The organism is Terriglobia bacterium, from assembly GCA_020073085.1.
In the GTDB taxonomy this organism is placed as follows: Bacteria; Acidobacteriota; Terriglobia; order JAIQFV01; family JAIQFV01; genus JAIQFV01.
On record JAIQFV010000009.1, the window covers coordinates 16,629 to 39,885 of the forward strand.

Genomic DNA, 23,257 nt, shown 5'->3' on the forward strand with positions numbered 1-23,257 from the left:
GCATCAACCCGACGATCGGTGGATCGGTCCTCTGGCTCGTTTGATCAAAGCGGTTGAGCGCGTCACTTTGCCAATGGCTCATGAGGATCTCAGACGTATTGCCGATCGAGCACTTCTCGTACCTTGCGTGCCAGGGATTTGGGAGTAAAGGGTTTCTGTAGAAACATCGTTTCCGGATCCAGGATTCCTTTGCGTGCAATGGCCTCGGGGGTATAGCCGGACACAAAGAGAATTTTCACTTCCGGACGCAGGGAAGAGATGTGCTGGGCCAGTTCATGACCACTCATCTTCGGCATGACGAGATCGGTGATTACCAGCCCGATGGAGTCTTTCCGGGCATCAAACATCTGAATCGCCGCCTCTCCATCGGCGGCCTCGAGCACCTTGTAGCCCCCCATGGTCAGAATCTCGCGCGCCAGCGCCCGAACCCCTTCCTCATCTTCCACGAGGAGGACGGTCTCTGATCCCCCAAGCACCTCCCGCTGCCCAAGAGCCGCCTTCTGATCCTGGACCTCTTCAGCGGCACAAGGAAGGTACACCTTGATGGTCGTGCCGTGGCCCATTTCGCTGTAGACTGTGATAAAACCCTCATTCTGTTCGACGATGCCGTAAACCGTGGAGAGCCCCAATCCCGTGCCTTTTCCCACTTCCTTCGTGGTGTAGAAAGGTTCGAATAAATGAGATTGGACCTCTGCCGTCATCCCGGATCCGGAATCAGTGACCGCCAGCATGACATAAGGTCCCGGTTTGGCAGCCGCATATTTCTGGACAAAGTGCTCATCGAGTTCAACGTTGTGCGTCTCCAGGATGAGTTTCCCCCCATGCGGCATGGCGTCCCGTGAATTCACCGAGAGATTCATAATCACCTGATGCATCTGCCCCGGGTCCGCCTTGACTCGTTCCAGATCTTTGCCCGCAACAAACACCAAATCGATATCTTCGCCAATGAGGCGGTGGAGCATCTTTTCCATATCCGCGATGACATGGTTCAAATCCAACACCTCAGGCTGAACGACTTGTCGGCGGCTGAAGGCGAGCAGCTGGCGCGTCAGGGAAGCCGCCCTTTCGCCCGCTTTGCGGATTTCCTCCGCATTTCTTCGCAGCGGATCCGATTTGTCCAGCTTCATGAGGAGAAGCTCTGAATAACCGGAAATGGCCGTCAGGAGGTTGTTGAAGTCATGAGCGACCCCCCCAGCCAGCCGCCCCACCGCCTCCATCTTTTGGGCCTGACGCAACTGGTCCTCAAGCCTCTTCTGCTCGGTGATATCTTCGCACGTCCCGAGAACCCCGATGACTTGTCCATCCCGGTCCCGCAACGGGATCTTGCTGGTTCTCAACCAGAAGGAACTGCCATCGGCCAGCTTGAGAGGTTCTTCAAAATTAATCTTGGCTGTGTTGCTCAGCATGACCTGGCGGTCGTCAACCCGGTGAGCCTCCGCGCTCACGCTCCAGCCCATATCAAAGTCGCTTTTACCCACGATGGATTCCACCGTTTCGAAGCCGGAGTCCTTCAAGAAGGCCTTATTGCTTCCCAGGTAACTGAGATTCTTATCCTTCCAAAACACGCGCTGCGGAATATTGTCGAGGATCAGCTGGAGCATCTGTTGGGAGCGGTACAATTCATTCTCCGCTCGTTTGCGCTGGATGATGTCCTGATGTAATTCCCTGGTGCGCTCCTCGACACGTTTTTCCAGCTCGTTGTGAGCACTTTGCAGGGCCGCATCCCGGAGCTGAATCTGCCTCAACATGTCGTTGAACGCATCGATCAGCATCCCCAATTCATCGCGTGTGGACTTGACCGCGCGGACGGAATAGTTTTTCTCCATCGACACAAGTCTTGCCGTCTGCGCCAATTGCAGAATTGGATCTGAGATGACGCGTTGCAGGCGGTTGGACAGCACCAACACCAGCAGAGTGGATCCCAGCAGGACCAGGAGAACAACACTGCCGTAGCGTTTCAAGCGGGCGCTCAGTTCTTGCAGGTCACTCTGGAGATAAACCGTGCCGATGGCCTCACGATCCAACACGACCTGATGGAACAGGACGAGCACGTGTTTCGAAAAATGAAAACCGTCCTTTTCATAGGAGGGAGGCGAAAAGCTTCCTTTCGCATCCTCGCGGACATAGGAGGCGAACACCTTTCCGTCGGGTGTCAGCAAACAGGCGGAGATGATATGTGGCTTACTTTTCAAAGATGCCAAAGTCCCCGACGCGGCCTGCTGGTCATTGAAGGTCAATGCGGCGGTGCTATTGTCAGCGACAATTTGCGCCAGGGCCAAAAGATCGCTGACCATGGCCCGCCGGAACGCGATGAAATCGTAGACGGCGACCACTCCACTGGCCAGCAGCAGGGCGATGAAACTGATCACGAGGATGATCAGCGTGAGTTTGCGCTTGATCGGAATGGCCTGGAAAGCATGCATCTTAGTTTCCATGGGTCCCGTTCCCGATGACCTCTCCTAGTTTCAGGAGTTTGGAACTGATCCGGAGCCCCGCCCGTTCGGCGGCCCCGAGGTTGATTTCGAATCGAACCTTGTCGTCCTTCAAAGTGAAATTGATAATCCCTCCGGACCGCGTGAACTGCTCCACCTCACCCACCGTCAGAACACTGGATCCTTTCAAGGATCCCAGAATTTGCGGCAGGCGGCCTTGCTCCGAGGAACTGATGAAGAGGATATGGCAAAATTCCAGGGCCTGGCCCCGCTTGAACCTTTTGATCACCAGCCGGCGGCCATTGATCCCCTTCCCATTAATGGTTTGCTCCAGATCGCTTCCAAAAGGATCATCCCCCACAATTCCCAGGATGAAAGGGGAATTGGGGTCGGGACTCACGTTCGTTGGCCAATCGATGAATTTTGCAAAGTTGTACAGGAAGGCTGCCTTGACTTGGTATTCCCCGGGGGATTGTGAGGGCGGAGCGCCGAGGGCTGTGCTTCCAAGACACAGAGTAATAACGATGACCGGCAGAAGTAGCAGGAGACACCCGTGGATGAAACCCGGGAGCCTTCCTTCCCCTTCCGCATTCGTCTTTCGAGCGGCCAACCTCATCAATCTCTCACCCTTCCCACAGCTCCGCGTTGCGATTCTCATCATCCCGTTCGATATCCCTGTTTGCCTGGCGCTCCCTCAAAACCGATAAGTCAACTTCAACCGAAGGTTCCGGCCATCCTGTTCAATGGCCTGTTGAATGTGCTCTTCCGCGCCGGGATCCGCATAGCGCTTGTCAAACAGGTTGTACACTCCCACGGAAACGTCCAGTCCTTTCGCCAGCTTCTGACCGAACAGCGTTACATTCGTCACAAAGAAACCCCCGATGTCGGTTCCCTCCACGCTCCTTCTCCGGCTGGTGTACTGCCCCTCGATGCCGGCAAACAGTTTCTTGCGGGCCAATGGCACAATAAAATTTACTTTACTGAGGTGCTTGGGGGAATTGGAGAGCGTTTCCCCGCTCTGCTGGCTCACCGAGTCCTGCAAGGTGTAACCCACTCGTCCCTGAAGCCCATTCGTCCACCTACCTTCCAGCTCGAATTCCACACCCTTGGCGTTGACCCGGTCGACATTTCTGAACTGAATCATGCCATCCGCCGGATCGGTCTGCTGGTTGATGAGATCCCCGATCCGGCTGTAGAAGCCCGAGGCAGCGAAACGAATGCTCTTATTCAAATACTGCTCCAAAACCAACTCCGCGGTCGAGATGGTTTCGGGCTTGAGGAAAGGGCTCGATTTGAAATCGGGATAGGATTGATAAAAAAGTTCATAAAAATTCGGCGCACGAAAAGCACGGCCGTAAAGCAACTTGACGGTGGTCTTCTGGAGAGGGTTGTAGATCAGAGCCAGACGCGGGTTGAGGTCACCCCCAAAGGTGCTGTACCGGTCGTATCGCAGGCCGGCATTGAGGATGAGATCCTTTCGGATCCTGAATTCATCCTGAACATAAACCGCCCAGTTGCTGGAGTCCCGGCGGTCATCCAGGTACTGAGCGAAAGGCTGCAGGTCGTGGTTGTTTTGATCTTGTTGCACATTGTCGCGAATTTCAGAGCCCAGGGTGATCCGGTGCTTTTCCGAGAATGTTTTGGCCACGTTTGCTTCGAATCCCCACCACTGGGCGTGAGCCAGATCCAGGTTTTCCACGAAGGGTGGAACCCCTGTGCCTGCGCTGTCATAGATGTAGGTTCCGTCATAGCTGTAGTGGTCGTAGGAAAGGCGCGCCGTCACCTCCCATTGGTGGGCGAAAATGTGTTCATATTGGAGGTCGAGGTAGCCCCACGCATCGGTGGACCGGTTACGCGGATCATTGAAGACCGTTGCAAACGAGGCTGTCGGAATACCTTTTTCACGGGTCCCGTAAACGCCTTGCAGTCGGAAGTCCCCGAACGAAAAATTGGCAAATAAGCTTTTGGACTGGTCGCTGTCGACATCCTGCGCGATTCCGTTGTGGGTGGAGGGATCGTCAAATTCCTTGAAGAACAGACGGGATGGCCCGTGGCTGTTGAGATAGGAGGTTGAAAAGAGCATGTCCAGGCCGTTCTTGAATCGCTCCCCATAGCTCACCCGGCCCTTGTAGGTTCCATAACTTCCCACCTCCGTGGAGACCTCGGGAGCCTTAAGGTCCTTCCCCCGCTTGGTAATGACATTGACCACGCCGAAAAAGGCAGAGGTACCGTAAAGGGAGGAACTGGGGCCTCGAATGATCTCCACCCGCTCGATCAGATCGACGTCAATCGGGAACTCGGAGCCGATCAGGGCGCCATCGTAGATGGCGTCGTTGAGGCGGTGACCATCCACCAGGAGAAGGATGCGGGAGTTATAATCCCCCGGCCGGCCAAAACCGCGAACACCAACATAGCTGTAGTTTCGGTCATAGCTGATATAGAACCCGCGCACACTCCTGAGTACATCGGCCAGCGTCCGGTAGCCATACTTCTGAATCTCATCGGCAGTGACGATGCTGACCGAAGCCGGAGCTTCAGTCACCTTCTGTTGGTATTTCGATGCGCCGAAGACCGTGTCCACTTCAATCTTCATCAAGTCTTCAAGGCTCATCTCGGTGAGGTCGGCCGGCGGATTTTTCTGCGTCTGACCGAGCGCATGACCGCCCGTGAGAATCATGATCCCGACAAAAGCCAGGATTAGAATCATCGCGCGCGACCGAGCCAGGCGTCTCTTCCAGTTGTCTGCCGGAAGGGGGTCAAGTCCCCGTCCATTGAAGGCCCTAATATCACCACGGACATGCTTGTTATGTTTTTCACATAGCCAGCCACAAGCATTTCTCTGAGGATCACATCGCACTGTACTGCCTCCTTCGCGGCTGCGTTGCCCCGCAACCGGCGATGGGAAAGTAGTTTAGAATCAAAAGCGTAGATGAGAGTTCACGCATTCACGTTGGGATTGAATGAAAAACCTGAGGTTGACCATTTTGCGGTGCCTGCTTCGCCAAGGTTCTGAATCCAGTCATCTCTTGAGTCGGAAAGATACCCGACCATGCCTCAAAGAAAGTACCAAATAAATGTCCCAAAACTTTATCGGCTCTTTCTGTGCAAAACCTTAATACTTTAATGAGTTGGCGGGTTGAGAGGGAATGGCTTCCTGGCAGATTTCCGGAGGGCGGATCGAGTAATTTCCAGGCGAATCCTTGAGGCTAATCCGCCGGTCGAGTCGGGGAGAGTAAAAACTGCGTTTCACCGCCGGGTTTGTCCGCCTCCTTGCAGAGCGGCTCCCGGCCTTCGTGCCCAGATCCCATGGATAAAGGAATGTCTGCCAGCGCTCGAGGAGAGCTTCACGCCAATCAATCTTCCCTCATCCGAGATCTTGTCCGCCTCATGCGTACGTGGTAGAGTTTATCTATGCGGAAAAAGAAGCCCACTCGGACTAAGAAGACTGCCAGTCGAAAGAAGGCAATGAGCCGGAAGAAGACTCTTACCCGGAAAAAGACAACGAACCGCAAGGTGGTGACCCGGCGAAAAAGGGTGACCCAGCGCAAGACGGTGCCCCGCCGCAAGAAGGCCCCTGTCCGGAAAATCCAATTCGTCAGCGAGGCCGAAGCTGAAAAGGAAAATTTCAGTTCGGTGAGCGCCGGGCAGTCCGGCGATATCCAGGGACTCTCTCATGTTCCCGAAGGAGACTCAGAGAGTGTCGGGGAGTTGATCGAAGAGGGACAGGCCTTCGAGGCGGGGGTGATCGAAGGCGTGGAAAATGCGCCCGAGGCCGACGAAGCGGAAGTCACAACAAAAGAAGTTCCTGAGGACGATGTTCCTCAAGAATACCGGGACAAGGATTGACTATTCGCCACCCTAAGGAAATTGCGGAATGCGGATTTGGAATTTCGGATTGCGGATTTCAGATTTCGGATGCCGGGCTTTGAAGTAAGTAACGGGAATTCATTTCGAGCGATCAAGCATTTTCGCTCCGCCTTATTCCATTCCGAACGCCGAAATCCCCAATCGGATTCCGCAATCCGCAATCCGCAACCCACATTCCGCAATCGACAGAGGGCCTCCCTCGCGTCCCTCAGGTCGCTACTAAAGCATTGACACTCCGACCGCTAAAGTTGGAGAATCCTGATCGAGTTGACTCCCGTCATTATTCGTTGGCTTTTGCTTATCTTTAAGGTGGGCGAGTGGGGATATGGTTCTGCATCCCCTGGGGTGCAGGATTCAGGTGAGGGTCTGCAGAACATCGACACCCTCACAGGGGATTACCTTTTTCGGGATCTGTCAGGGGTGCCTCCCGGTGTCATCCTTCCCTGGATCAAAGAATTCATGGTCCAGGTCCCCCAACAAAGGCTTGGGTCATCATGTGGATCTTCACGACTGTAGGTTTTTTCAGTGTGGTTCAAAAGCCCGGAGAGGAGTTCCTGACCGTCCGGGCCCGTGTCGCGTCCGACCTGAACCGTCTCCGGATGGCATACCTGCCCAACTTGTCAGCGACGATCGTCACAAAGAAAGGCGACTACCCTTACCGTGCCACCATCAGCCATGAGGATTTTGCTGAGGGCCTGGCCCGATTGGGGCGCGACATCCACTACGGCAACTTCAAGAACGAAGTGGAAAAGGAAATGGGAGCCACGCGCGAACGGACCTATGAGGAGGTCTGGAGCCTGTTGCGGGAACTCGAAGAAGAAGAGGGATCAATTGGATCCCGGAGGGGGTAGTGGGATCTTGGAAAACCCGGAATCGACGCGAAGAGACCGCAGAGAAGGCTCCAAGGTCGCTAAGACAACATTCATCGGATATTAGGTAGAGCCGTTTGGCGAGCTTTGCGCCTTCTTTGCGAGCTTGGCGGTTTGATTTTCATCCAGCATCGTTCTGTGAACCCCTGAAGAAGGTCCTCATGAAAGACGAGCCAATCCTCCGTAACGACCTCAGCCTGATTTTGAGGGCGCTGGTCTTTGCCGCCCACAAGCATCGCGATCAGCGGCGCAAGGGGGCAAGCGCTTCCCCGTACATCAATCATCCCATCGCATTGGCCACCGTCCTGTGTAATGAAGGCGATGTCAGTGATGTGCATGTTCTATGTGCCGCCCTGCTGCACGACACCGTTGAGGATACTCAGACCACACTCCAGGAACTGGAAGAGCATTTTGGCGTGGAAATCCGCGGCATCGTGGCGGAGGTCACCGACGACAAGAGTTTTCACCGGGACAAACGCAAGCAGCTTCAAATCCAGCATGCCGCGCACAGCAGCCGCGAGGCAAAGCTGGTCAAGTTGGCTGACAAGATCTGCAACCTGCGGGATCTTGCCGAGGATCCACCTGTTAAGTGGGACCTGGAACGGCGGAAGGGATATTTCGATTGGGCGAAGGAGGTCGTCGATCAAATCCGGGGGACCAACCCGAAGCTGGAAGCTCTGTTTGACGCGGCTTACGCGAAGAAGCCGGATTAGATCAGGAGAGTTCGTATTCTTCCGGGTGCAGCAAACCCGGTGAGGCTCAAGAAGCTCTTAAGTGCTGCGGTTATCACCTCACGACCCGCCCGGACGAAATGACTCACCCGCTGCAATCTCAGGGGTGAGACCAATGATCTGAATCCATCATTCCCACCTCAAGGCTTCCACAGGATTGACGTTCGATGCGCGACGTGCCGGGAGGTAACTTGCCAGCAGTGCGACAACGCCGAGAACGATCGTCACCGCGTTATAGGTCACCGGATCGAGCGCACTGACGCCAAACAAGAGCGCCGTCATGACGCGGGTCGCAAGCATGGCGAAGCCGAGACCCAAAGCTATCCCGATGCAAGTCAACAGAAGCCCGTGCCGCACAAACATCAGGCGGACCTGCTCCTGCTGGGCCCCCAAAGCCATTCGGATCCCAATCTCCCGTGTTCGCTGGGACACGGCATAGGCGATGACGCCGTAAATTCCCACCACCCCGAGCAGCAACGCCACTCCGGCTGCGATGCCAAGCATCACCAGGGTAAAGGAGGTCTGCGTCAAGGACTCCTCGAGGATTTCCCGAACGGTCCTCACATTGGCGAGGGGAAGATTAGAGCTGGTGGCCCATACCCCCTGCTGGACCTCCTTAAAGAAGGAGGGCGAGCCAACTCTCTTGCTTCGAATGGCGTAAGCCATATTTCGCTGAGCCACCAACTTTTCGCCCCAGAAATTCTCCATCAGCATCGGCCAATACACCTCGGGAGTCGCCTTCCGATTGACACCGTCGTCATGTTCATTGCCCACGACCCCCACGATCTCACGCCACGGGTTTTTCGGGGTCTCCCGGATGCGCCCGCCAATGGCTTTGGAGGGATCTTTCCAATATTCCTTTGCCAGGTTTTCGGTGATGACGGCCACCGGAGCCTTGTTATAAATGTCGGACCAGGTAATATCGCGCCCAATCAAGATAGGATTCCCCATGGTGGCGAAGTAATTCGGCGAGATCCACTTGAAGCGGCGGATGGGTGGAATCTGACCCTCCGGCGCGGGAAATTGCTCCACGAAGATGGGATCGTTATCGTCGTTGCCATCCATCGTGACTGAAGTGGAAAGGCCGACGGAATTGACTCCTGGGATCTGCTCAATTCGCCGCAGAATCTGCTCGTGGGTCCGAACCACCTTCTCCTCGTCAGAAATCTCAGCCTTTGGAATCGAGACGCGCAGGGTCAGGATCTCCTCCGGGTGGACGAATCCAGGCTGGACCTTTCTCAAGGCCTGGAATGTCCGGATCATCAGTCCGGAGCTCACTAAGAGGACCAAGGCCGTGGCGATCTGGAAAACGACCAGGACATTCCGCGCCCGGTGGTGTTCCCTGCCCTCGCTGAATGACCGGCCTCCTTCTTTCAGCGCTGCCGCGAGGTCCGGCCTCGCATACTTGAGAACCGGGATCAGTCCGAAAAAGATCCCCGCCAGCAGCGAGATCCCCAGGGTAAAAAGGAGAACCGTTGGATCGATGGAAATCTCATCCAGACGAGGAATGCTCCCCGGCCCCATGGCCACCAGCAGCCGGACTCCCGCGTAAGCCAGGAATAATCCGAACACGCCGCCCATAATTCCCAGTGAAACACTTTCGAACAGGAGTTCTCGGGCAATCTGAACCCAGCTGGCACCAATGGCGGTACGGATGGCAAGTTCCCTCTGCCGGCCCTCGGCCCGGACCAGAAAGAGATTGGCCACATTGGCGCACGCAATGAGGAGGACCAGTCCGACAGTCCCCAGCAACACCCACAGAACTTTCCCGACGTCTCCCACGGCATCCTGCTTGAGGGGCCGGAGGTTCGGGGCCAGCCTTGCCTCTTCGACCATCTTCATCGAAAACCCGGGAGGAAGAGGGAACTTCTGCAAGGTGAGGGGGATCATACGGGCCACATCCGCGTTTGCCTGCTCCAAGGTCACGCCGGGTTTGAGCCGCGCAATCGCTTGATGGCTGAAGTTGCCGACAAACACTTCGCTGCGGTTAAGCCGGTAAGCCAGGATCACCGATGGATGAGAACGCAAAAACCTGAAACCAGGAGGGAGAACGCCGATCACTTCATGGGGCCGTCCCTCGATAACGATCCCGCGGCCAATCACGCCGCGATCGCCCCCGAACTTCCGCTGCCAGTAGGGATAAGTCAGGAGGACGGTTTCCGGAGTGCCGGGGGAATCATCCGCGGCCGTGAAGGTCCGGCCGAGCAACGGCGGGACTCGGAGTAGGGGGAAGATGCCATCTGTCACCATCAAGGCGTCGACTTGCTCGGGCTCGGCGACCCCCGTGACAGTCACCGATTCGTTACGCCACATGCCGATATCTTCGAAAACCCTGTTTTCTTCGCGATAGGTGAGATGGAATGCCGGCCCCTGGTTCAACTCGCTGAATCCAAGTCCGGGCGCCTTGTGCCAAACCGCCACCAGCCGTTCAGGATCTTTAAAAGGAAGGGGCTTCAAGAGGACCCCATTCACCACGCTAAAGATGGCACTGTTGGCGCCGATACCCACTGCAAGGGTCATCACGACCACGAGCGTAAACAGGGGTGTGCGCCCGAGCCGCCGCATCACCAAACGGAGTTTTGTTCCGATGGATGGCATAAAGATTCCTTCTATTGAGTTTTCTATCCTTGGGGTGCCGCAGGCATTGGCTCCCCACAATGCCTGCGATGAAGATCCCCGGGTGAGCCCAACATCGCGTGGCGATGACATTGAGCTCTTTCCCATGCGGGTGCCGCAGGCATTGGCTCCCCACAATGCCTGCGATGAAAATCCCCGGGTGAGCTCTTCATCGCGGGGCGATGACATTGAGCTCTTTCCCATGCGGGTGCCGCAGGCATTGACTCCCCACAATGCCTGCGATGAAGATCCCCGGGTGAGCTCAACATCGCGGGGCGATGACATTGAGCTCTTTCCCATGTCTGCGATTCCTATCGCAACCTAGATTTCATGTTACGTCGTCGATTGGGAAAAAGTTCGACATTTCTGGATTTCTGCCGGGCTACATCGATGGACTCTGGAAGGTACTACTCTTGGATTCACTACAAGGGCGCTGGGGCCTGACCGGGGGTCATTCTGACAATCCCGTTTAGAGTCTCAATGGCCGCCTGCTTTCTCCACGGGGAATCCGGCGGTGATCCATGCTCCCGTGCCGCCCACCACGTTGAACAGATTCTTGAATCCACGCCGGGAAAGAATGCTGGTGGCCGCGCTCGAGCGGTATCCGCCCTGGCAAATCACCGCGAGTGGGCGATTTGAATCGAGCGCCGGACTCGTCGTGTTCTGTGAAAGTCTTTCGGCCAGATTTGACAGAGGCACATTCACAGCCCCCGGCACATGGCCGGTCTGATACTCGCCCGGACGTCGCACATCGAGCACCTGAAGTTGCGGTTGTTCATCCAGGCGGTGCCGGAGCTCATCCACAGGGACCTGGGAAACCGTCGCCAGGGGAAATCCGGCTTTGTCCCATGCGTACACCCCGCCTTCCAGAAACCCTTTGACACTCTCGATCCCCACCCGCGCCAGCCGGATGACGGCTTCGTCAACCTTGGCCGATTCTTCGGCGACCAGAATCAATGGTGTCCCGGCAGGGATCAGGCATCCGGCCCAGGAGGCAAACTGTCCGCTCAGCCCGATTTGAAGCGCCCCCGGCACGTGACCGGCTCCAAAGGCGGCCTCGTTGCGGACATCGAGGACGAGATGGCCTTTGCGGCTCAGGGAGTTCACCTCTGCCGGGGAAAAGCCCGCGGGCCGCGGCAATTGTTGAAGCGGGTCTGCGCCGGTTCGATTGATTTCCGCGTCCCGCGAAAAATAAGCGGGGGCTTCCGGCAGGTCGGTCGTCATCATCGAAATGAATTCGTCCCGCGACATCGGGCGCAAGGCGTAGTTGAACCGCCGCTGCTCGCCAAGCGTGGATGAGGTATCTTTGGATATGTTGCGGCCGCACATCGAGCCGGCGCCATGAGCGGGATAAACTTCGACGGCATCATCCAGCGTCAGCAGTTTCTCGTGCAGACTGTCGTAAAGGAATCCGGCCATCTCCGGCGCGGTATAACCTTTCGATCCCACCAGGTCGGGACGTCCCACATCGCCGATAAAGAGCGTGTCGCCTGTCAGGATTTTTACCGGCTTGTCCGAAACTTCGTTGTCCACGACACAGATGCAAATGCTTTCCGGCGTGTGACCGGGCGTCTCCAAAATCCGTAACGAGACTTTCCCGACTCGCAATTCATCGCCATCCTTCACGGATCGATACGAAAATGCCGCGCCGGCCTTCTCTCCAAAGACAACTTCAGCCCCAGTGCGCGCGGCCAATTCGCGGTGTCCACTCACAAAATCGGCATGCAGGTGGGTTTCAATTACGAACCTGATCTTCAAACCCTGTGCCGAAGCTTCCTGGATGTATTGCTCGATATCCCTTTGCGGGTCGACGACCACGGCATCGCCTTCGGAACCCATCAGGTAGGACGCGTGGGCCAGGCACCCAAGGTAGAACTGTTTGAAGTACATGGCGGTCTCCTCTAGCCAGGATTGTTGCTGCGCGGAAAAGCAAATATAGGGGGGATGGAAGTAAGAAGCAAGGAGATAGGTGAGAGGTGAGAGGTAATAGGTGATAGGGGATAGGTGATGGTGTCGGGTGTCGGGCCACTCCTGGGGTAATCAGGACCGAGAGGGGAGATAGCGGTATGACCAATGCTCCTCCGCGACCGGTCGTCGACACCCCCTGCCGTCCTCACCGCCCAGTTGCGGTTCGTCATTCGTACCGAAGCGCTGACATGGGGTCCACCCGCGTTGTACGGAACGCGGGGACATAGCAGGCCGCGGCGGCAATGAGAATGACGACAAAAGTTACCAGGGCGATGGTAAACGGGTCGTAGCTACGGACGCCGAACAAAAAACTCGTGACCAGACGGCCAAGAAACAGCGCAGCCACCACGCCCGATGCCAGCCCGATCAGGACCGGGGCCATTCCCTGGCGGAGGACGAGGCGCCGCAGATCGTGAGCCTGCGCGCCCAGGGCCATGCGAATGCCGAGCTCAGTCCGGCGGCGCTCAACGGAGTAAGAAAGCACGCCATAAATCCCTAACGCCGCGAGAAAGAGAGCACATCCGGCGAAGAGCAGAACGAGAACCATTTGAAAGCGGCGTGTGGCCACGGAATCCGAGACCACCTCCATCATGGGTCGCAGCGCAACGACCGGCACATCGGCATCCACTCCATGGATGATCCTTCGAACGGAGGCACCCACACCGCCCGGGTCCATGGAGGTGCGGATGACGAACGAAGCCGACGAAGGTGCCCCGGGCGATGCGCTGGCGTGCGAATCGGGAACATAAACCATCAACACGGGTGGCTCGTCCAACCTCACGGTCCGGATGTCACCGACCACGCCGATGACTTCGTTGCGCTGCTGGCCGCCCCAGCCAGTAATACAGATCTGCCCAATGGGATTCCGGCCCGGCCAGAAGCGCAGTGCGAGGCTCTGGGACACGATGACAACGTGTCGACCGCGGTCGCCTTGAGTGAGATCGCGGCCCGCAATCAGGGGTATCCCCATCGTCTGAAAGTATCCAGGACTCGGGACACGGTAATTCGCGAGAGGTGTTTCTCCTCCGATCCGCTGTTCGCCCGGCAGGCTGACATCGGAGACACTGCTCTGGCCTTCCAGCGGAAGCATACTGACCCAACCGGCTGAATGGACCCCAGGGAGGGCACGAATCGAATCGAGCGCCCGGTCGTAGAACTGCTGGCGCGCAGCAGCCTGGGAGTAACTCTGCGGCGGTAAATTAATATCCACCGCGAGGACCTGTTCGGCCGCAAATCCCTTGTTGACGTTGAGCAGCCGGACCAAGCTCATGGTGAGCAGGCCGGCGAGAATCAGAAGCAAGGTGCTCAGGCCGACTTCCATGCCGACGAGGCTCTCCCGCAGGTGGCGCGCGCGACGGCCTTCGGTGGTCGTGGCCGCCCCGGCCTTGAGCGCCTCCAGTGGAGATGCCCGAGCGATGCGCCAGGCGGGCAGAATGCCGAAGAGGACCCCGGTCAACGCCGACAGGATCAACGCGAACCCGAGGACGCGGGCATCAACACGAACCTCGTCCAGGCGGGGAAGTCCGATGGACGCCGCATCGGCCAGCCCTCGCACTCCTCCGTAAGCGACAACGACTCCAAGCAAGCCGCCGCCGAGCGCCAGCAGGAGGCTTTCGGTGAGCATCTGCCGGACCAGCCGTGAGCGCGCGGCACCCAGCGCGGTGCGGATCGCCGCTTCGCGCATCCGTCCGGGAATGCGCGCGAGCAACAGGTTGGCCAGGTTGACACACACGATCAGCAGGACGGCGCCGACAGCCGCGAGCAACATCAACAGGCCGCGCCGTGCCGGCCCGATGACTTCCGCTTCGAGGGGTAGAAGGTCCGCGCGAAGGTCCACACCTTTTTTGGCCTGTCCAGCAATCCGGGCCTGCACCACGTTCAATTCGGCGAGCGCCTGCGCGGGCGTAAAGCCGGGGGTGAGGCGGGCAATCGCGGCGAAATCAAATTCGCGCAGGAGACCGGAATCCTCCGGGTTCATCCCGAGCGGTTTGAAAAAGTCCATGCGCGGACCAAATCCAACCAACGGCCCCATTTCCCTGGGAAAGTGAAATGAGTCGGGGAGGACTCCTACCACCAGGTAGGGCGCCCCATCAAGAGTGATCGCCCTGCCAACGACAGACGGGTCGGACTGAAACTGCCGGTGCCAGAAGGTATGGGTGAGCAGAACCACGTGATCGCGCCCGGGCTGGTCCTCGTCGGGCATGAACGCGCGCCCAAGCTGCGGGCGGATGCCCAGCACCTCGAAGAGATTCGCTGAAGCGATGCCTCCATGAATTTGGCGGGGCTCGCCAAAGCCTGTCAAATTCATGGAAGCGGATTCAACAAGGCCAATGGCGTCGAAGGAGTGACATTCGCGCTGCCAGATGCGAAAATTGGACAAATTTGCCGGAAACGAAGGATAGTAGCGGGTCACCTGCGGGACGATTTCGCGAATGAGATAGAGCTGCTGGGGCTGGTGATAGGCCAGCGGGCGCAAAAGGACACTATTCACCACAGAGAAGATAGCGGTGTTGGCGCCGATTCCGAGCGCGAGCGTCAAGGTCGCGATGAGTGCAAAGCCGGGGCTGCGCGCAAGCAGGCGCACAGCGTAGCGCAAGTCCTGCCGGAGTTTTTCCATTTTCCCCTCGCTTAAAAGTTCGCTGAAAAACCTTCCCACATGGGAGGGCGGCTCGGCCGCCCTTCCGCAAAACCGGAGAGCGTCTTCAGCGACCTATCGGAAGTCACACACAAGCGTGTGATGTCTTAGACGATAAAGTTCACCTCGAGGTCTTGTGAAAGAATCATCCGGTTTGGCAGCCCCGGCTCCGAGCGGCGTCCGCCGTTCCTGCTGGCGGATGGCGCCGGGGGGAACTTGCACGAATTTGTCGTGGATGAAGACCTTTGTCGAAACTGGCAGGTAAACAAAAGCAACAGGGAATGGCGGGGATCAAACTGCGTTTCAAGGATCGTTCCTAGTCGCGGCAGAAGCCCCGGCGCAAGTACGCGCCGGGGCTGCCCAAGCTGGATGACCCTGAGGATGGACTCCATCCGAACTACACCGATGTCGTCTCCAGGACCTGCTTCACGGCCACGACGGCGCGTTCGAGGTCGGCCTCGGTGGTTTGCCAGTTGCACACAGAGACGCGCATGCAGCGTTTGGCACGCCAAGTGGTGCCGCCGAAGAAGGCTTCACCCGTCTTGAGAATCTCGGCAATGACGGCATCGGTGCGCCGGTCGTGATTGGCGTTTGTAGGGTTCGGCCTGGGATCAAGAAAACGCACAAGGCCTTGATTGATTTTAGGCTCCCACACAAGTTCGGCACCCTTTAACGCACCCACGCGCATGACCAGGGTGTGGGCATGCCGGCAGCTTCGATCCACCAGGTCCGCTATCCCCTCTCGACCGAGTTCGCGAAGGGCCGCATAAGTGGCCACGCCGCGCCCGCGCCTCGACCACTCCGGGTTCCAGTCCATTGGGTCGCGGGCGTCCGCTGCGTGCGTGAGATAGCTGGCGCGGTGCGACATGGAAGCGCGATGGGCCTCTACATCAGCCACAATGGCATAACCGCAGTCGAACGGCACGTTCAGCCATTTGTGGCCGTCGGTCGCCCAGGAGTCCGCCAGCTCGCAACCCTGGAGAAAGTGGCGGTGCGTCGGGCTGGCGGCGGCCCACAGACCGAATGCCCCATCGACGTGCACCCAGGCGTCCTGGCGATGGGCCACGGGGATGAGTTTATCGAACGGATCGTAGCTCCCGATATTTATATCACCGGCCTGGAGAAGGACGATGGTGGGTTGATCCGGCTGCGCCTGTAAGGCCGAGGCGAGGACATTCACCGTCAGGCGGCCTTCATCATCGACCGGCAAGTAAACGACATTGTCAATTCCCAGCCCGAGCAGGTGCACCGCCCGCTCGAAGGATCCATGGCGCTGATCACTGCTGAGGATGCGAATCGGAGGTGCACCGGCCAGACCTTTCCGTTCGACGTCCCATCCCCGCCTCGAAAGGAGGGCGTTTCGTGCCGCCGCAAGACACGTGACGTGCGCCATTTGACATCCCGTGACCAGCGCGAAACTGGCCCGGGGGGGTATGCCGAGCAGATCCTTCAGCCAATCCCCGCAGACCTCTTCGATCACGGCTTCGGCGGGGCTGCTCGCGTATAAGGCCGCATTCTGATCCCAGGTCGAGGCGAGCCAGTCGGCGGCGAGCGCAGACGGCATTGAGCCGCCAATCACCCAGGCAAAAAAACGCCCGCCCGCATTTCCCACGATGCCCCCGGCCACATCAGCCACAAGGTCGTCAACGACCTCTGAGGCACAAACTCCGTGCTCGGCCAAGGGACGTGCCAGACGTGAACGCAATTCCGCGAGGGTCGCCGTAGGAGATACGGACGTATGACTCAGATTTTCAAGATAGGTGACGGCATGTGCCAGGGTTCGTTCCAGCACGGCGCGATAGCGGGTAGTGGGTTCCATCCATTGACCTCCAACCAATTAATAAGAAATCTTTCGCAAGCAAGGATTATAGAGTGAAAGAAATCGGGGAACTATCCGTTTCGTGCGGTCGAATTCAGGTAATAGGTGATAGGTAATAGGTGTTGAAATCAGATAGAGATCGCACCGCGTTCAGTAAGTGCATGCCGGGCAGGTTAAGATGAGGAAAGAGTCTTCGCGGGGGGATGTTTCTTGCCCTGAAGATAGAGCCAGATGACGACGCCAATCATGCCAAGCCACCCGAGCAGGCGAGCGGCGGCGGCAATCCGGGTGTCTTGGTTGAGGACGCCCATACGGCTGAACAGAATGAACCAGTCGTGACCGGCTTCATCAGCATTCCCTACCGTCACGAGGGGTAGTTCCATCCTTCGCGCATCGGCCATGTAGGTGGCAATCTGGAGAAAGTTTTCGAAGAAGAAAAAAGAGGCGAAAGCGGTCCCGGGCAATTGGCGTTGGAAAAGAAAGTAAATCGCAATGGCCAGCGGCACTCCCAATTGAAGAAGTGTCCCACCCGCCACACCCATCAGTTGACCCAACCAGCCGAACAGCAGGTGACCGCCTTCATGAATGGGTAAAAACACAAGGTCAATGAAGAGACCATCCCCGTGCTTCGAGAAGGCGTAAATCAAAAAAAGGATATAAAACGCCAGCCATCCGAAAAGGGCGGAACGGGGAACTGGCTTCCAATCTTCTTGAAGCGCCCCCATGAATTTGAGATCCATAAACTGCAACCTGTCAGCAAACGCCGGTCAACTGGAGCGCAATGTGATCCGGAGGATCTCACTCGGGCGCCAAAGCCTCATGCGCGGACCCCATGTGCCTGTGCCCCGGCAGACGATGACCGGCATGCCGCCCACCTCGTACCTGCCCTCCAGCAGCGGATACCTGAGACGGACAAGGTAGCTGAACGGCCAGATCTGCCCGGCGTGGGTGTGTCCTGAGAGCATCAGTCCCGCCCCGGCGTCTGCTACCGTTTCCGCCTGCCACGGGGTGTGGGAGAGAAGAATCGTAGCACCAGGAGGCCGGCCCTTGAGCGCCTCGCTGATGGGGTCGCCACCCTGCCCGGAACGGCGGCGGCGGGTGAGGTCATCGACACCGGCCAGAACCAAGCCCGGCCGCACCTCCACCCAACGGTTACTCAACAATTCGACGCCGGATTTTTCGAGCACGTTCGGATTGTTCGCACGACGTCCGTAAGACTCATGGTTGCCGTTGACCGCCCAGACGCCAAGCGGAGCGGAGATGCGTCCCAATGTCGAGAGCATCTCCTCTCCCGGCGGTCCATGACCCTCAAAGATATCGCCGAGAAGCACCACAAGGTCGGGCCGTTGTGCCTGGATTTGGGCGACGCGCCCGGCCAGCCATCGCTCGCCCAGCATCGCGCCCAGGTGCAGATCCGAAACCGCAACCAGTACCAGGCCATCCCTTTCGGGAGGCAGGCCAGCGAGGCGCACCTCGTAGTCCTGAATCACGGGAGGCCGTAAACCTTGGACAAGCGCAATCACAGAGAGGACCGCCCCCGCGATCAAGGCCCAACCGCGCAGCGAAGGCGCCAGCTTGGGCAGGAGAAAGCCGAATCCAGTGAAGACCTCTACGGAGAGAAGGCAATTCGAGGTCAGAAACAACACCGCCAACCACGTCATGCCAATGAAGCTTAGCGCCTCGGCCAGGATCCCGCCGATCGAATGTTCGAACATGTGGCTGAGGAGAAAACTCAACCATAGAAGCACACCTAATCCAATAATAAGTCTAAGGGGGGCATGGCGGGCGATCCAGGGCACCGAATCGGCACGCCAAAAAACGTAGAGTTGGAGGACGGTACAGGCAACAAGAAGAAAAGTTCCGAACAAAAGGCCTCCCCGAGCTCAATCGATCTTCCGTTGAGTCTTGCATAGAGTGAGTGATGATAGCAAGTGAGAGGCGGGAATAGGTTATAGGTTATAGCAATAAGAGATTGGGCTATGGTTGGAGCAATTGATTCTGCCAGTGCGAACCAAGACCCGAGCTGATAGCTTTCCGCGCCTGCGTCATGAGGAGATCGTGAGCTGTCGAGAGGCGGCCCCCAAAGATACCATCCCGGCGAGGCTTGCTCCCAAGGCATAGTTCCTTATTTCTGCGGTTTTTCCTGGCTATGGACGGATTTTCCTATGGACATTGGGGATCCGTCATCTTTATGGAAACTGACCGTTGTACTAGCCCCTCCCGATGTGCTGAGAAGGATGACTTCAGTCTGGTAGCCCCCTCCGTTAACGATTTGAGGAAAATACAGGGGTGGCAGAACAGAGTCATTGACGCCAGCAACGGGGAATGTTGTAAGCAAAGTGTCACCCTTGCCGTTAACAAGCAGACGAAGAGTCAATGCCAGGAATGGAGAAGGTGCGGCAATATCCAAAATGCCAGTGATGTTGTCGGGGAGCAACGGAATAAACTCATTGGCAAATCGAGCAGCATGGCCGTAGCCCACCAGATCCTCTGATCCGCTCCCCAGCATAGTAAACCCATTGATACCGAGAGCATTGAGCGTGATTCTCAAGGGAGTGCCGTCCGGTGCGGCCAAAGCCAATCCCGTGTTGTGACCTCTGCTTCGGTCGATGTAAATGCGTGCATGGGTTGTGGGTGAAGCCAGAGGGACGCCAGTTTCTGAGACCAGGATTCCTCCAGCAGTAAAACCGAAAATCCCAGCGCCCGAGGGGGTCGGGCTTCCCGGGTCGGGAATGATCTGGATGGAGCCGGTATTGGCCACGGAAGGAGATCCGTCGCTCTGAAGAGCAAAGACTCCGCCCGGCACTATGCGGTAAGAGTACACTGGAGCTGCACCTGAGGGATCATCGACTCTATGAATGGCTTGTGGTTCCCCGCGGTCGTTGAAGATCTTTACAACCCCGGTCGCGATTGCACTTGAAGAATTCAGCAGGAAAAGTGAAGTGGTGTACCCGTTGCCGTCAACCATTTGAGGATAGAAGAGTGGCCCCGGCGCGGAGGGCCGAGTCAGATCCACGATTGGCGTCGTCGTGATGAGCGATTCACCTCGCTGGTTCGTGGTCAAGCGAAGGGCAGTCAAGGCGAGCGGTTGAGTGCTGGTTATCTCCAGCGAGCAGAATTGGGCTGCTGTACCAAAGTCAGGCGAGAGCTTGAAATCGGGCGCAATATCTCCCAACTGGTCGATGAACCGCGCCTGATGTGCACCCGCCGCAAGTGCTCCTTGACCCTGGGCGAGAGCAGTCCCCTTGGAATCGCGGAGTTGGAGCGTGAGATTCGCCGTTGAGGTTCCCGGATTGACCAATGCCAACCCGGTGTTCACACTGATTCCGGAGGCATTCCCCTGACTTACTGGAGATACGCCTGGCGCGCGATAGTCGATAAATATGCGTGCATGAGTAGTGAGCGGAACAGCCGGAACGGCAGCTTCACTGACAACCACGCCGTTCTGAGTGAGACTGAAGACTGCCAGGCCTTGAGGCGCATTTCCTGAATTGACGGTAACGGTCGCATATCCAGCCTGGACCGTGGGGTTGCTCCCCTCACTCAAAGTGGTCGCAGCTCCTCCCGGCTGCAAAGGCAACTCGACTGTCGTCGTCTGAACACTACCGACTTTTATTCGGAGAGTCATGTTGCCGATGCATCCGTTGCTATCCGTCGTGGCTATTGTGAAAGTATAGACTCCATCCCGGGTAGGGGTCCCCGAAACTACGCCGGAAGGGGAGAGGGTGAGACCTGGAGGGAGCGCTCCCTCACGGACGTTGAAGTGATAGAAAGGGACTCCGCCGGTCGCCGTGAGGGTGTATGTGTATGCCTTCCCGGCTTCTCCGTCTTGAGGTGGAGCTGAAGCCAACATGATGGCCGGGCAGTTGGAGGGAGGAGGGCACGAATTGGTGAGAACGGCAATGCGAGTGGCCCCCAGTCCACTCTCCTCAAAAAGGAAGTCCGGCGCGCCGTCCGCAGTTACGTCCGCGGTCACGGCATAGACGTAAATCTCACCTGGGCTGACAATTACGCGGGGTGCGAGAGTCCCGTCTCCATTTCCGTGTAAAAAACTAATTTCGCTTTTCCAGTCATTGACAAAGACAACGTCGGGCTTGCCGTCGCGATCATAGTCCGCAATAACGAGCCATCCAACCGACTTAGGGAAGTCGTATTCATTCATCGCGGAGAAGGTTCCATCTCCACGGCCCAGCCAAATGCCCAACGAATAAAACGGTCCGGTAAAGCTCGCCACCAAATCAATCTTTCCATCATTATTCAAATCCGCGGCAACGACGGAAGCAAAACTACCTCTTGCAAGGGTTACCGGCGATTGGAATGTCCCATCGCCATTTCCGAACAGGAGTGATATATCCCCCGAGGTTTCGACGGCGATATCGGGTCTTCCGTCTCCGTTGAAATCCTCGGTGACCAATAGCAGCGGACGGTCTGAGACATTAGGGGTGTATCGTGCCGTCTGAAAAGTCCCGTCCCCGTTACCCAGGAATATCGCAATCGCATTTAGACTGAAATCCCCGATGGCAATATCTGAGAGGCCGTCTCCATTGAAGTCGTTGGCAACAAAGTCTCGGCCGTTTGAAAGCCCTACTCTATACAGGATCGGAGGGAGGAAAGTGCCATCGCCCTTTCCCAGGTGAATGGCAAAGCCAAAATTGTTGGACGCTACCAGATCGAGGAGTCCATCCCTGTTAAAGTCTCCCACCAATAGGGTGCTTATATCTTGGTGTGAAAGGAACGGATTAGTCGCCACTTGGAATGTCCCGTCCCCGTTGCCTTTCATGACGCCAATGTCTCCATACTGATGGGCGGCGGCCATGTCAGGCTTTCCATCACGGTCAAAGTCTCCGACAGCAACCGAGGTGGTGATCGATTTTGCGCCGAGGGTTTTCCAGGAGTCGAAAGTCCCGTCCCCATGGCCGAATAAAACTGAAGCGAAGGCGTACAACCCACCGCCCGACGTGAGAAGATCGGTCTTACCATCCCCGTCAAAATCGCCACTAACGCCGGGACCAGGGAGGATCCCCCCAGCGTAAGTTCCTGCCGAATTAAACGTTCCGTTTCCTGTACCGAGGAAGATAGCGATGCCGCCTTGAAATCCCACAGCCAGATCCGTTTTGCCGTCCCCGTTGAAATCTCCGAAGATGACCGAATTCCCTACGTCTCCCACATAATTTTTGAGAGGAGCCTGAAAAGTCCCATCCCCGTTGCCAAGCAAAATGCCGACACCGCCAAAGTATCCCCACACGGCCAGATCGTCTTTCCCATCCCGGTTTACGTCCAGTACTCGAACATAGCTGGGCGATGCTTCGATCACCATCCTTCGTGCAGGTTGAAAAGTACCATCACCATTCCCTTGGAGGATCCACAGCCAGCCGGACTTCAGAGTGACCACATCGAGTCTTCCATCACCATTGAAGTCTCCTACGGCGATGCTGTTGCCTCCTTCCTGGATTGGGTAGATCACAGGAGGCTTAAAGCTGCCATCCCCATTCCCCAGTAGAATAACAACGCCCGTGGCATCATCACCAGCCAGGGCTAGATCCATTTTGCCATCACGGTTGAAATCGCCAAGGGCAACCGCGCTTACGGACTGCACGACGTCATATTCCTTCTCGTTCTGAAAAGTGCCATCGCCATTCCCCATCAGCACAGAAATACTGTGGTAGGAAGTGGTAACAACCAGATCCAATTTTCCGTCGCCGTTGAAGTCAGCCGTAAGCACGGCCGTGGCCACAGAATAAGGCACACTGGTGACCGGATAGTTTCGCGGGGCCACAAAACTTTTGTCCCGCCGGCCCAGAAGGATCGTCACGTTGCCATTGATACTATCGACAACTGCCACGTCGTCCAGGCCATCCCGGTTGAAATCAACGACTGCAACACCTCTCGGGCTCGCATTCGCATCGACCGTCGATACTCGAAAGCCTTGTGGGGAACACTGACTGGCAGCACCGAGGAGCCGGGAACCCAATGTGGATAAAATGAGAAGTGCCCAAGCGACCGCTACCAGATAGGACGCAGTTCGCGAACGTGATAAGTTTCGTTTCAAAAAGTATGAATTCGTCTCGAGAGACATGATGGTCTCCAATGAGCAGGAGGCGATAAGAGAGATAAAATGTGCATTACAAAATGAGGGTCAGGTCGTGAGGGATGGAATGATTTAATACTAAGGAAGATTCACGGTCATCCTGACGCCTCCGAGCAGAATGACCTCCAACCATGTTACTCGGGTTCCCCCGTCAAATCAAGGCCAGATTCTCGACGGGCTTGCTGCCGTTTATTGTTGTGGCCGTTACATCATAGATCTTTATGAACACTTG

At 57.0% G+C, this 23,257-nt stretch carries 14 protein-coding genes; 4 read left to right on the plus strand and 10 right to left on the minus strand.

Annotated features, from left to right (window positions below; all coding sequences use genetic code 11):
• Nucleotides 1-89: 89 nt before the first annotated feature.
• From LAO21_11005 to LAO21_11015, 3 genes are read right to left on the minus strand one after another with little or no spacing between them, the layout of a single operon-like run.
• Complete coding sequence (locus tag LAO21_11005) at nt 90-2,435, minus strand: response regulator (GenBank protein MBZ5553239.1); 2,346 nt, start codon at nt 2,433-2,435, stop codon at nt 90-92.
• The gene (locus LAO21_11010) at nt 2,425-3,093 is read right to left on the minus strand and encodes a YfiR family protein (GenBank protein MBZ5553240.1); all 669 of its coding nucleotides are present in this window, start codon (nt 3,091-3,093) and stop codon (nt 2,425-2,427) included. Before LAO21_11010 ends, LAO21_11005 begins: the two co-directional genes overlap by 11 nt.
• Nucleotides 3,094-3,126: 33 nt before the next feature.
• A complete protein-coding gene (locus LAO21_11015) occupies nt 3,127-5,139 on the minus strand; it encodes a TonB-dependent receptor (GenBank protein ID MBZ5553241.1) in 2,013 nt (670 codons plus the stop codon).
• 758 nt (nt 5,140-5,897) lie between these two features.
• On the opposite strand from LAO21_11015, the gene LAO21_11020 reads away from it, so the two are divergent.
• The 3 genes from LAO21_11020 (at nt 5,898) to LAO21_11030 (ending at nt 7,881) form a co-directional block, all read left to right on the plus strand.
• Nucleotides 5,898-6,278 (plus strand): hypothetical protein, encoded by a 381-nt coding sequence (locus LAO21_11020; protein ID MBZ5553242.1) that lies wholly within the window; start codon nt 5,898-5,900, stop codon nt 6,276-6,278.
• Nucleotides 6,279-6,793: 515 nt separating this feature from the next.
• Nucleotides 6,794-7,150 carry a hypothetical protein gene (locus LAO21_11025; GenBank protein MBZ5553243.1) on the plus strand — a complete coding sequence of 119 codons (357 nt, stop codon included), beginning with the start codon at nt 6,794-6,796 and terminating at the stop codon, nt 7,148-7,150.
• A 179-nt stretch (nt 7,151-7,329) separates the two neighbouring features.
• A complete protein-coding gene (locus LAO21_11030; GenBank protein MBZ5553244.1) occupies nt 7,330-7,881 on the plus strand; it encodes an HD domain-containing protein in 552 nt (183 codons plus the stop codon).
• Between the two features lie 147 nt (nt 7,882-8,028).
• On the opposite strand, the gene LAO21_11035 is transcribed toward LAO21_11030, so the two are convergent.
• A complete protein-coding gene (locus LAO21_11035) occupies nt 8,029-10,497 on the minus strand; it encodes an ABC transporter permease (protein ID MBZ5553245.1) in 2,469 nt (822 codons plus the stop codon).
• On the opposite strand from LAO21_11035, the gene LAO21_11040 reads away from it, so the two are divergent.
• Complete coding sequence (locus LAO21_11040; GenBank protein ID MBZ5553246.1) at nt 10,487-10,840, plus strand: hypothetical protein; 354 nt, start codon at nt 10,487-10,489, stop codon at nt 10,838-10,840. The two genes, LAO21_11035 and LAO21_11040, sit on opposite strands and share 11 nt — an antisense overlap.
• Nucleotides 10,841-10,992: 152 nt before the next feature.
• On the opposite strand, the gene LAO21_11045 is transcribed toward LAO21_11040, so the two are convergent.
• From LAO21_11045 to LAO21_11070, 6 genes are all read right to left on the minus strand, one after another.
• Nucleotides 10,993-12,405 carry an MBL fold metallo-hydrolase gene (locus LAO21_11045; protein ID MBZ5553247.1) on the minus strand — a complete coding sequence of 471 codons (1,413 nt, stop codon included), beginning with the start codon at nt 12,403-12,405 and terminating at the stop codon, nt 10,993-10,995.
• A gap of 244 nt (nt 12,406-12,649) precedes the next feature.
• The gene (locus LAO21_11050; protein MBZ5553248.1) at nt 12,650-15,100 is read right to left on the minus strand and encodes an ABC transporter permease; all 2,451 of its coding nucleotides are present in this window, start codon (nt 15,098-15,100) and stop codon (nt 12,650-12,652) included.
• A gap of 415 nt (nt 15,101-15,515) precedes the next feature.
• Nucleotides 15,516-16,937, minus strand: coding sequence for an aminotransferase class V-fold PLP-dependent enzyme (locus LAO21_11055; GenBank protein MBZ5553249.1), 1,422 nt, complete (start codon nt 16,935-16,937; stop codon nt 15,516-15,518).
• Nucleotides 16,938-17,110: 173 nt separating this feature from the next.
• Complete coding sequence (locus LAO21_11060) at nt 17,111-17,677, minus strand: hypothetical protein (GenBank protein ID MBZ5553250.1); 567 nt, start codon at nt 17,675-17,677, stop codon at nt 17,111-17,113.
• Nucleotides 17,678-17,704: 27 nt separating this feature from the next.
• Entirely contained in the window at nt 17,705-18,805 is a 1,101-nt protein-coding gene (locus LAO21_11065; protein ID MBZ5553251.1) for a metallophosphoesterase, read from the minus strand.
• A 257-nt stretch (nt 18,806-19,062) separates the two neighbouring features.
• Nucleotides 19,063-23,013 carry an FG-GAP-like repeat-containing protein gene (locus tag LAO21_11070; GenBank protein MBZ5553252.1) on the minus strand — a complete coding sequence of 1,317 codons (3,951 nt, stop codon included), beginning with the start codon at nt 23,011-23,013 and terminating at the stop codon, nt 19,063-19,065.
• Between the last annotated feature and the right edge of the window lie 244 nt (nt 23,014-23,257).

Coding starts and splice junctions, on each gene's coding strand:
- LAO21_11005 (MBZ5553239.1), bottom strand. CDS start 2,435: ATGGAAACTAAGATGCATGCTTTCCAGGCCATTCCGATCAAGCGCAAA.
- LAO21_11010 (MBZ5553240.1), bottom strand. CDS start 3,093: ATGATGAGAATCGCAACGCGGAGCTGTGGGAAGGGTGAGAGATTGATG.
- LAO21_11015 (MBZ5553241.1), bottom strand. CDS start 5,139: ATGATTCTAATCCTGGCTTTTGTCGGGATCATGATTCTCACGGGCGGT.
- LAO21_11020 (MBZ5553242.1), top strand. CDS start 5,898: ATGAGCCGGAAGAAGACTCTTACCCGGAAAAAGACAACGAACCGCAAG.
- LAO21_11025 (MBZ5553243.1), top strand. CDS start 6,794: ATGTGGATCTTCACGACTGTAGGTTTTTTCAGTGTGGTTCAAAAGCCC.
- LAO21_11030 (MBZ5553244.1), top strand. CDS start 7,330: ATGAAAGACGAGCCAATCCTCCGTAACGACCTCAGCCTGATTTTGAGG.
- LAO21_11040 (MBZ5553246.1), top strand. CDS start 10,487: ATGGATGGCATAAAGATTCCTTCTATTGAGTTTTCTATCCTTGGGGTG.
- LAO21_11035 (MBZ5553245.1), bottom strand. CDS start 10,497: ATGCCATCCATCGGAACAAAACTCCGTTTGGTGATGCGGCGGCTCGGG.
- LAO21_11045 (MBZ5553247.1), bottom strand. CDS start 12,405: ATGTACTTCAAACAGTTCTACCTTGGGTGCCTGGCCCACGCGTCCTAC.
- LAO21_11050 (MBZ5553248.1), bottom strand. CDS start 15,100: ATGGAAAAACTCCGGCAGGACTTGCGCTACGCTGTGCGCCTGCTTGCG.
- LAO21_11055 (MBZ5553249.1), bottom strand. CDS start 16,937: ATGGAACCCACTACCCGCTATCGCGCCGTGCTGGAACGAACCCTGGCA.
- LAO21_11060 (MBZ5553250.1), bottom strand. CDS start 17,677: ATGGATCTCAAATTCATGGGGGCGCTTCAAGAAGATTGGAAGCCAGTT.
- LAO21_11070 (MBZ5553252.1), bottom strand. CDS start 23,013: ATGTCTCTCGAGACGAATTCATACTTTTTGAAACGAAACTTATCACGT.